The organism is Flectobacillus sp. (assembly GCF_049240685.1).
Lineage (GTDB): Bacteria > Bacteroidota > Bacteroidia > Cytophagales > Spirosomataceae > Flectobacillus.
The window spans coordinates 24,925-34,233 of record NZ_JBMLSD010000141.1; the positions used below are offsets into that span (position 1 = coordinate 24,925).

Sequence of the window (9,309 nt, forward strand, 5' to 3'; positions counted from 1 at the left end):
GGCTCATCATAAGGCTTTATTAGGAGACTTTTTGTACTTTTAAGGATAAAATTCGAACATTTGTAAATGGATTCACTCAAGAAAATCACCAATTTTGACGGGCTTTATGGAGATGAAAATGGTAAATATTCGTCCGAATATCTGTTTTTAGAGCCCATTTCAACAAGAAGTAAAGAATTTGATTGGCAAATCAAACCTCATATACATTTAAAACTTTTCCAAGTTTTTATAGTAAAAAAAGGAACACTTCGCTTTACAAATGCAATTTCTGAACACGAATTAAAGGCGCCCTGCCTAATTATGATTCCATCTATGGCATTGCATGGACTGGTGTATCACCCAGCAATAGAAGGGAGTATTTTGACATTGTCAGAAAAAATCATAGAAGATATTTTTGAAACATCGCATCGCATTTGGCAAACTTTCGAAAAAGTGAGAATTATACAATCATTCGATGAAAGTAATGTATTCGAAAAAATGCTTTATCAACTAGAAATCGTAGCTTATGAATTATTTTCTGAAAATCCAGAAAGAATGATGATGATTAAGGCTTCTTTAACACAGTTTTTTCTGCATATTCATCGACTAGCTACACAAGATGCCGACCTTTCTGGAGATTCTTTACAAATGACTTATTTCAGAAAGTTTTTACAAAATATCAAAATTTCATCTCACCAAAAAAGTATACCTGATTTTGCAGAAGAGTTAAACATTTCAGCCGTTCATTTGAATAGGATTTGTAAAGCCATCGCTGGAAAATCAGCGATCGAGTTGGTACATCAACATTTGATTCAGGAAGCTCAAAAGTATCTATTACATACCTCTTATTCTATTTCCGAAATTGCCTATTTGCTCGAATTTGAATATCCAAATTATTTTGCCAAGCTTTTCAAAAAACATATAGGATTATCTCCAGCCGAATACCGACAGATTGATAGAAGGTAATCATAATTGGCCTGCACAAACTTGTAACTTCCTTTTGATTAAATTGTATTAAAAGAATAATTGAGATAATAATCAAGTTATAGCCAATACATTTGTACAATGAGACACCACAATAGGCTCATAAGTACAGCCTACGCCAGCATTCAATAATTTCATAAACGCCCTTATCCATCATCCAAAGATTGGTGGTTGACTATTCTCTCAAATGACACGGTTATTCAATTTTCAGCAAAAAATAGATTATAAAACAGAAATTTTGGCAGGACTCACTGTTGCGATGACAATGATACCAGAATCATTATCATTTGCTATTTTGGCCAAACTACCGCCCTTGGTAGGATTATATGGTGCATTTATCATGGGTTTGGTAACGGCCATATTGGGCGGACGGCCTGGCTTAATTTCGGGTGGGGCAGGGGCTACCGTGGTGGTATTGATTGCCCTAATGAATTCTCATGGTCTCGATTATGTATTTGCTGCTATTGCTTTGGCTGGTTGCTTTCAGCTATTAGTAGGTATTTTCAAGTTGGGTAAATTTATACGATTGGTCCCACAACCCGTAATGTTTGGATTTGTAAATGGCTTAGCCATAATCATATTTATGGCACAACTTGAACAGTTTAAAACCATCATGAATGGGCAAACGGTTTGGCTTACAGGAGCCAGCCTCTATACGATGGTGGGCTTAGTATTACTTACCGTTCTGATTGTTTTAGGCTTTCCTAAAATTACCAAGACTGTACCTTCTTCCTTGGTGGCTATTATTGTCGTAGGATTGCTGGTTTATTTTTTAAAAATAGATACAAAAACCGTCAAAGATATTGCCTCTATAAGTGGTAGTTTACCGCCTTTTCATATTCCGAAAGTGCCGCTTACGATAGATACCCTACAAATTATATTTCCTTATGGATTAGTCATGGCTGGTGTTGGACTAACCGAAGGACTCTTGACCTTGAATGTGGTTGACGAAATCACAGAAACAAAAGGTGATAGCAATCGTGAATCCTTGGCCCAAGGGATTGCCAATATAATCAATGGGTTTTTCTTTGGAATGGGGGGCTGTCCCATGATTGCCCAAACTTTAGTAAATCTCTCTGCTGGAGCTCGTGCACGCCTTGCGGGCATTATTGCCGCTTTAACAATTTTGGTGATTATACTTTTTGCTTCTCCCATTATCGAGGCTTTACCAATGGCGGCCCTAACTGGTGTAATGATGATGGTTGCGATAGGAACTTTTGAATGGATGAGCTTGAAAATCATCAATAAAATGCCAGCTTCAGATATTTTTGTTGGGATAATGGTAGCCTTAATTACCGTTTGGTTGCATAATCTGGCTCTTGCTGTATTGGTTGGAGTGATTATTTCCGCTCTTGTTTTTGCATGGGAAAGCGCCAAACGCATAAGAGCAAAAAAATATATTGATGAGAATGGCGTAAAGCATTACGAAATTTTTGGCCCTTTGTTTTTTGGCTCAACGACCACTTTCTTAGAAAAATTTGATATTCAGAACGATCCAGATGAAATAATCATAGATTTCAAAGAAAGCCGTATTGCCGATATGAGTGCCATTGATACGGTGAACAAATTGACGGAAAAATATGCCAAACTGAATAAAATAGTGCGATTGCGCCATTTGAGTCCAGATTGTAGGCAATTATTGAAGAATGCTCATAAAGTGATTGAAGTAAACATCATAGACGACCCCACGTATTCGGTCATGGAATAATGCTTATCGTTTGGGTGGGGCAGAAGAATATAATTTTATAGGAAATAGACTGTAAGCCCTAAGCAAAAAGAATAAAAGTTGTTCTCATGAAATGATATAGACTATTTGCCTAGTGCAAACAACTTAAATACAGTTTGAAATAGCTAGTTCAAGACTAGGTCTTGAACTAGAACCTTCGGTTTTGTCTAGTAATCAGAGTCTTAACTCTTTATCAGTACTAATTATTTAACTTCACGATTTGAACAGCCTTGGGGCCTTTGCTAGAAGGCTCAACCAAAAACTCTACCTGATCTTGCTCTTTTACAGGAGCATCCAAATCATTTGCATGAAAGAAGATTTTTTTCTTCGATTTACTATCAATGATAAAGCCAAATCTTTTTTGAGTATTAAAAAACTCAACTATCCCTTGATGTACAGCTTTATCTGATGAAGCTTTGTCGTATCTCTCTGGTCTTTTTCCCGAAGCGGCATTGTCCTCACTTCCCGCAGGTTTTGGGGGTGTTGTAGTTAGATTTCCATATTCATCAACGTAAGCCAACATCTCAGAAAAATCTTTCCCTTTATTAGAGTTAGTTTTTCTATCCTCTCTCTTGTCGTCTTTTTCCTGACGTTTTTTACGTTTTTTGGATTCTCTGTCTTTTTTGTTTGCCGTTATTTGGGAACTGCTCATATTGGATGGGTTAAAAAGTGATGTCAATAACTATTGACCAAGCATGAAGATAGAGAACAAGTATTGCAGCGCGAGTGATATTAAAATATTACATGCCAAAAGCTAGTGTGTTACGTCTATATAACAAAGATAAAAAAATAATATGGGATTATTTTGTATTAAAAGTGAAACCTACTCTCCAGAGGGTGAATAAAGTAAAACTAGTGTATCTTTTTATCCTCTTCATTATTTAACGGAAGGATTAACTAAATGTTATTTTTTTAAGAAAAATAATAATTTAAAAAAGTCACTAAATCAGGATAAAAGGGCATCCCATTTCATTTATATTAGAGCACTTTTAACTATCCTCGATTTTACTATGTCAGAAAACTTACAAAATTCAAGAAGAGATTTCCTCAAAAAAGGCGCCGTAGCAGCAGTAGGAAGTTTCTTTATTGTACCTCGCCATGTTTTAGGTAAGGGCTTTATTGCTCCAAGTGACAAACTCAATATTGCAGCTATTGGTGCTGGTGGAAAAGGGCAATCAGATATTATTAATGCTTACAACAATGGTGCCTCTAATGTAGTAGCGCTTTGTGATGTGGATTGGGCAAGAGCTAAAACAGCCATTGAAAAATTCCCAAATGCTAAAAAATTTAGAGATTTTAGGGTAATGTTAGACCAAATGAAGTCTGATATTGATGCGGTAACTATCTCTACACCAGACCATTTTCACGCTTATGCTGCCATGGCATGCATGCAGATGGGCAAACACGTGTATGTACAAAAGCCTTTGACGCACAATATTGCTGAGGCGCGTATGCTGACCAAAGCAGCAAGAAAGTATAAAGTAGTAACTCAAATGGGTAACCAAGGTTCGTCAAACCCGCTTCAACAAGTTGCTAGCAAATGGTTTGATGAGGGAAAAATTGGGACTGTTCATACCGTAAACATTTGGACGAACCGCCCAGTTTGGCCACAAGGTATTCCTGTTCCAACCGAAAAACCTGCGTTAATCGACTCAATGTCTCCTGCCGATTGGGATGTTTGGGTTGGGCCTGCTCAGTGGGTTGATTATCATCCTCTTTATCATCCATTCAAATGGAGAGGTTGGTGGAACTTTGGTACAGGTGCCTTGGGAGATATTGGTTGCCATACCATTGATTCGGCATTCCGTATCTTGGGCTTGAGTTATCCAACAGAAGTAGAATGTAGCGTAGGAGCGGTATTTATCAAAGACTGGACTCCTGAGTATATTCCAGAGGGTTGTCCTCCGTCTTCGCATGTAGAAATCAAATTCCCTGCTACCAAGAAAAATAAATCTGCTGTAAAAATGATTTGGATGGATGGTGGTATTCGTCCTATGCACCCCGATTTGATTCCTGCCAATACACCAATCAGTGATGACGGCGGCGCTAATGGTATTATTTTGACGGGTACAAAAGGTATCATGACGATAGGCATGTATGGTAACAACCCTAAAATCTATTTGAACAATGGCGATGTTATCGATACACCAAAATTGGCAAATGAGGTCAAACTACCAGAATATGGACACCAAATAAGCTGGACAAATGCTTGTAAAGCTGGTTTTGAAAGTAAAGAACACAAAGAGCTTTCATCTTCTTTTGACTATTCGGGTCCACTCACCGAAACGGTATTGATGGGTAACTTAGCAATTCGTAGCTATATGTTACGTAAGAAAAATGAAAAAGGTGGATTTGACTTTTACGGTCGCAACAAGTTGCTTTGGAATGGCGAAGATATGAAGATTACTAATTTCGACGATGCCAACCAATTTGTGGGTCGTACCTATCGTGAGGGTTGGAAATTGGTAGATGCATAACTGAAAATAAGGTTTTGATTCTAATAAACAGAGTACAACAGTTGTAATTTGATAAAAAAAAACGGAGGTAAGTTTACCTCCGTTTTGCTTTTTTAGGGTTTTCATGAATTATGCGAATCGTTAAATAATTCAGCATTCAAAACTTCTCATTCTAAACCTAAGTAGTCGTGCAAAATTTGATTTAAGTTGTTTGCAGAAGGCATACGGCAAAGAGTGTTGGATTGATTTTTTAGTAACAGTAAAATTTTTGCCGAATGCCTACAGCCGAAAGTCAAAAACTCAAAATTAAATTTTATTTTGCGTACTAAACTATTCCTAATACCTGATTACCCAAAAAGGATTGATTTCTTCTTTGATTTTTTCCTTAATAAACTTATCAATCATAGCCTGATATTCAGCATCCGTGATTTTTTTACCCTTTAGTTTTTTAGGAGGTTCAAGTTCTTTGTCAACTTTTTTGAATTCAATTTTAGTGGCAACAACTGTTACAGCACCGTCGTTGATGTCGAGTTCTAAAATCATACCTGGCAAGCCCCAAAGTCTTTCAGGCCCGGCTTGTGAAGGGAGGTCTTGTGCAAACCATGCGGTAATTTTCTGGCTTTTGATAGGGTCTTCTACCTGAGCTTTCATACAGATATGTCCAGCTACTTCTTTTAAATCATTCAAAATTTTCCATTCAGGAAGCTTCAGACTATCTTCGACGATATAGGTTTTACCTAGCATTTCGATAACGTCGGTCATGGTATTTTTGGTAAAATTTCTTCCAATACTATACGCTTCTTTACGCCAAGCATATCCTTCTGATTCATCGTTTTTCTGTTCAGAGTTGATATACTTTGATTCATTGTCGTTGAAATAGAGAAGGGTATAATTGGCCCAGTCGTCTTTTCCTCCAAACATATAAGCCATTCTTTCTTTCTCTTGCTTACTCAAATAAGTCAGCTGAGAATTGAGTTTTGTCCAGTAAGTAGTTCTAGTAAAATAAACAACTCCTTCGTTGTTTTGCCCGAATGAGGTAAAATAAGCAATATATAGTAGTGCTAAAAGGAATATTTTTTTCATCGAAATAATCATTTTCTAATTATAAAAATAGGATTCTTTGAAGATTGGTAAAGGCAAAAGTGTATCTAAATCTTTTGCCTTTACGGTTAAATTTTATTAAAAGAACCCGCCGTTTTTCTTCAGTTTGTCAGAATGTCCTTTGAGATTATAAGTCAAGCTCAGCATAAAGTAACGAGCCAAAGTAAGCGCTTGCTGGTTGCTCACGGTATTGAGGTATCCTGTTTGTACAATAGATTGACGTTTGTTGAAAATATCAAATGCTGCCAAACGCACTTCCATGCGGTTTTCTTTCATAAATAATCTTCTAACCGAGGCATTGAGTATAGGTATTTCTTGGTCAAAACCAAAGCGATCATTGCGATAGCTACTATAATCAAAGCTAGTTTCAAAAAAAGTCTTTTTCGCAAAATTCCATTTTACAGAGGTTGACAAGCCCTTGGTACGGATATTTTGGTTTTGATTATTTTCAATCGTATAGGTAATGTTGTTGAATCCAAGGTTGCCATCAATATTCATAATTAATTTTTCGCTTGGGGTAATGCTAAAGCCAGCACGAATGGTATAATTCTGATTATTGGTATTATTGACCACCGAATTTACAATAGTTGGTGTAACAGAATTTTCGATATTTCCCGACAAGTTCATGGTCCACTTAGTTTTGATAATTGGGTAGCTTGAATACATTCCAACATTAAAACTTTTTCCTCCCGACATATTTTCGGGACGTGTTCTTGTTACAAAATTGGCATCTACTGTTTGGCTATACACAATTTGGCTAAGGTAATAGCGATACGAAGACCAAATACCAATACTCGCAAAAGTAGCAGGGTCAAACTTAGAAATATCAAAACTCAACTCGTGGTTCTTGGCAGGCAACAAATCCTGATTACCCGAAGTAATATAGAATGGGTTATTGTTTTGAACCACTGGTTGCAAGTCGGTAATACTTGGGGCTTCTACGTTGAGTGTATAATTAAAACCCATGTAAGCATTATTTTTGAACTCGATGTTAGCCGAAAAGTTGGGTGTCAAAGCTTGGTACTGCTTATTGATGTTGGCGATAAGGGGTTTTCCTTTTTGAGGATATACCTTGCCATCCAAGTCATACTGCAATACCGCCAGCCCAAAAGATAAATTGATTCCGTCATTAGAATATCTCAAGCCTGAGCCCACACGGTTGTAGGTAATTTGATTTTGGTAATAAGTACTCAAACTATCATAACGTTGTGATTCGAGATTTCCATTGAAAGCATCACGACCTACATTTTGGCGACTATTGTTGAAGTTATAAAAGCTTTCCCAATAGAATTTTTTAGAAAGTGGTTCTAAATAATTCAAGCCCGCCTTAATCATAGTAGTCGTATTCGCATTTTGATTAAGTTGAGAAATAGCCCTGATTTGGTCGTTCACATTCGTCGCATTAAAGAATCTCGTCAAAGAGCGAATATTGTCTGTCCCGTCGGTTGATGAAGTACTAATGGTGCTACTAGCCGCAAAGGTTCTTCCTTTTTTCTTGAACTTATGGCGATAAATTGCTGTGAAGTTGAAGTTATAGGCATTCAGATTTGAACCATTGTTCATATTAATACGGTTTTGGACTTCCTCCGAATTATTCAGGTATTGTTGCACCTGATTCACATTGCTGTTGCTACCACTAAAACGTAAATTGGTTTTTGCAATGATAGTATTCGAGGAGTCCAGCATTTGTTCCAAACGAGCAGCTACACTATGAGAGTTTCGAAAACTAACAGTATTGTTGGTATCAAGCGTAGTAAAATTGGAGTTTTGGAGGAAAGTTTTCGTACTCTGATATTGGTCGAGGTTTAACTTAGTTTGATTATAAAAATAGCTAGAACTAAACTTCGTTTTCTGGTGAGTATAGTTATAGTTGACACCCGTACCGAAGTTGTTAGTAAAGCCTTTTCCATCAAAATTGTTCAGGTAATCACCTTCCATATAATAGAATCTATTGCCATTACCAAAGCCAAAATCTCCATTATCGTTAGAATTAAAGGAGTTATTTCCTTTAAACTCACCATAATCGCTCCAGTTTACGCCCGTTTCGTTGATATTATTGGCATAGCCTAACACAGAGAATTGTTCCTTTTTGTTGAAACGGTTATAGTTTCCTCTTAAAACTCCACGGTCGGAAGTACCAACTGCCGCTGTAATTTTTCCGAAAGCTCCTTTCTTAAATTCATCTTTTAGTTCAAGGTTGATGGTTTTTTCTTTTTTGCCATCTTCTGCACCCGTCAAAAGTGCTTGGTCAGATTTGCCATTATAGACTTGCACTTTAGAAATAGTTTCGGCACCTAAGTTTTTGGTAGCAGCTTTGGGGTCGTCACCAAAAAACGTTTTTCCGTCCACCAATACCCGTTTTACATCTTTTCCTTGGGCTTTGATATTTCCACTTGCATCGACTTCGATACCCGGGAGACGGCGCAGGAGGTCCTCAACCGACGAGCCAGGAGGAACTTTGAACGAAGCCGCATTATACTCGACAGTATCACCTTTGATACTAAGCGGGGCTTTAGCAGTTTTTACCACCACTTCAAGAAGCTCTTTGGCAATGGGCTTGATTTTGATAGGACCGAGGTCATTGACATCGTTGGGAAACTCTTTGAGTTTTTGTTGGTAAGGCAAAAATCCCAAGTAGGAGATTTTGAGCAAATACGAAGCATTTTTTACATTTCTGAATTCGAATGAACCCTTGTCATTTGCTCTTGCAAAGTTCACCAAGGAAGAATCCTTGGGCTGAAGAAGCATAACTGTTGCACCCGTAAGCGTCATAGCACTTGTATCTTGCACAACACCACGAATGGTCACACGAGCAGGGTTTTGGGCAAAGAGGTTGGTACATGTAAAAAATAAAGCAATTAATAGAACTAAAGATTTGTTCATAGAGTTTTGAATTTTAGATTTATTGGAGGCAGTAAGAGTGCTGAATTGTGAGTGATGAGTTTTGAGTATAATTTATGATTACTCATATTTTATCTCATTAATTTCTCTAACTTAATTCTGCACGACTACGTATTTGATTAATGGATTGGTGTATATATGGGCTTTCGGCTGTTGGCTTTC

General features: G+C 37.3%; 6 protein-coding genes. 3 read left to right on the forward strand and 3 right to left on the reverse strand.

What is annotated here, in order from left to right:
• Nucleotides 1-66 precede the first annotated feature (66 nt).
• Nucleotides 67-945 (forward strand): AraC family transcriptional regulator, encoded by an 879-nt coding sequence (locus ACOVQ4_RS06460; RefSeq protein ID WP_421819833.1) that lies wholly within the window; start codon nucleotides 67-69, stop codon nucleotides 943-945.
• A 205-nt stretch (nucleotides 946-1,150) separates the two neighbouring features.
• Nucleotides 1,151-2,671 (forward strand): SulP family inorganic anion transporter, encoded by a 1,521-nt coding sequence (locus tag ACOVQ4_RS06465; protein WP_421819834.1) that lies wholly within the window; start codon nucleotides 1,151-1,153, stop codon nucleotides 2,669-2,671.
• A 217-nt stretch (nucleotides 2,672-2,888) separates the two neighbouring features.
• On the opposite strand, the gene ACOVQ4_RS06470 is transcribed toward ACOVQ4_RS06465, so the two are convergent.
• Nucleotides 2,889-3,341 (reverse strand): cold shock domain-containing protein, encoded by a 453-nt coding sequence (locus ACOVQ4_RS06470; protein WP_421819835.1) that lies wholly within the window; start codon nucleotides 3,339-3,341, stop codon nucleotides 2,889-2,891.
• 358 nt (nucleotides 3,342-3,699) lie between these two features.
• Between ACOVQ4_RS06470 and ACOVQ4_RS06475 the strand changes: the two genes are divergently transcribed.
• A complete protein-coding gene (locus ACOVQ4_RS06475; RefSeq protein WP_421819836.1) occupies nucleotides 3,700-5,166 on the forward strand; it encodes a Gfo/Idh/MocA family protein in 1,467 nt (488 codons plus the stop codon).
• Between the two features lie 315 nt (nucleotides 5,167-5,481).
• Here the strand turns inward: ACOVQ4_RS06475 and ACOVQ4_RS06480 are convergent, their stop codons facing one another.
• On the reverse strand, nucleotides 5,482-6,228 hold the full coding sequence (locus tag ACOVQ4_RS06480; protein WP_421819837.1) for a GLPGLI family protein: 747 nt from the start codon (nucleotides 6,226-6,228) through the stop codon (nucleotides 5,482-5,484).
• Between the two features lie 96 nt (nucleotides 6,229-6,324).
• Nucleotides 6,325-9,129 (reverse strand): outer membrane beta-barrel protein, encoded by a 2,805-nt coding sequence (locus ACOVQ4_RS06485; protein WP_421819838.1) that lies wholly within the window; start codon nucleotides 9,127-9,129, stop codon nucleotides 6,325-6,327.
• Between the last annotated feature and the right edge of the window lie 180 nt (nucleotides 9,130-9,309).

Coding starts and splice junctions, on each gene's coding strand:
- ACOVQ4_RS06460 (WP_421819833.1), top strand. CDS start 67: ATGGATTCACTCAAGAAAATCACCAATTTTGACGGGCTTTATGGAGAT.
- ACOVQ4_RS06465 (WP_421819834.1), top strand. CDS start 1,151: ATGACACGGTTATTCAATTTTCAGCAAAAAATAGATTATAAAACAGAA.
- ACOVQ4_RS06470 (WP_421819835.1), bottom strand. CDS start 3,341: ATGAGCAGTTCCCAAATAACGGCAAACAAAAAAGACAGAGAATCCAAA.
- ACOVQ4_RS06475 (WP_421819836.1), top strand. CDS start 3,700: ATGTCAGAAAACTTACAAAATTCAAGAAGAGATTTCCTCAAAAAAGGC.
- ACOVQ4_RS06480 (WP_421819837.1), bottom strand. CDS start 6,228: ATGAAAAAAATATTCCTTTTAGCACTACTATATATTGCTTATTTTACC.
- ACOVQ4_RS06485 (WP_421819838.1), bottom strand. CDS start 9,129: ATGAACAAATCTTTAGTTCTATTAATTGCTTTATTTTTTACATGTACC.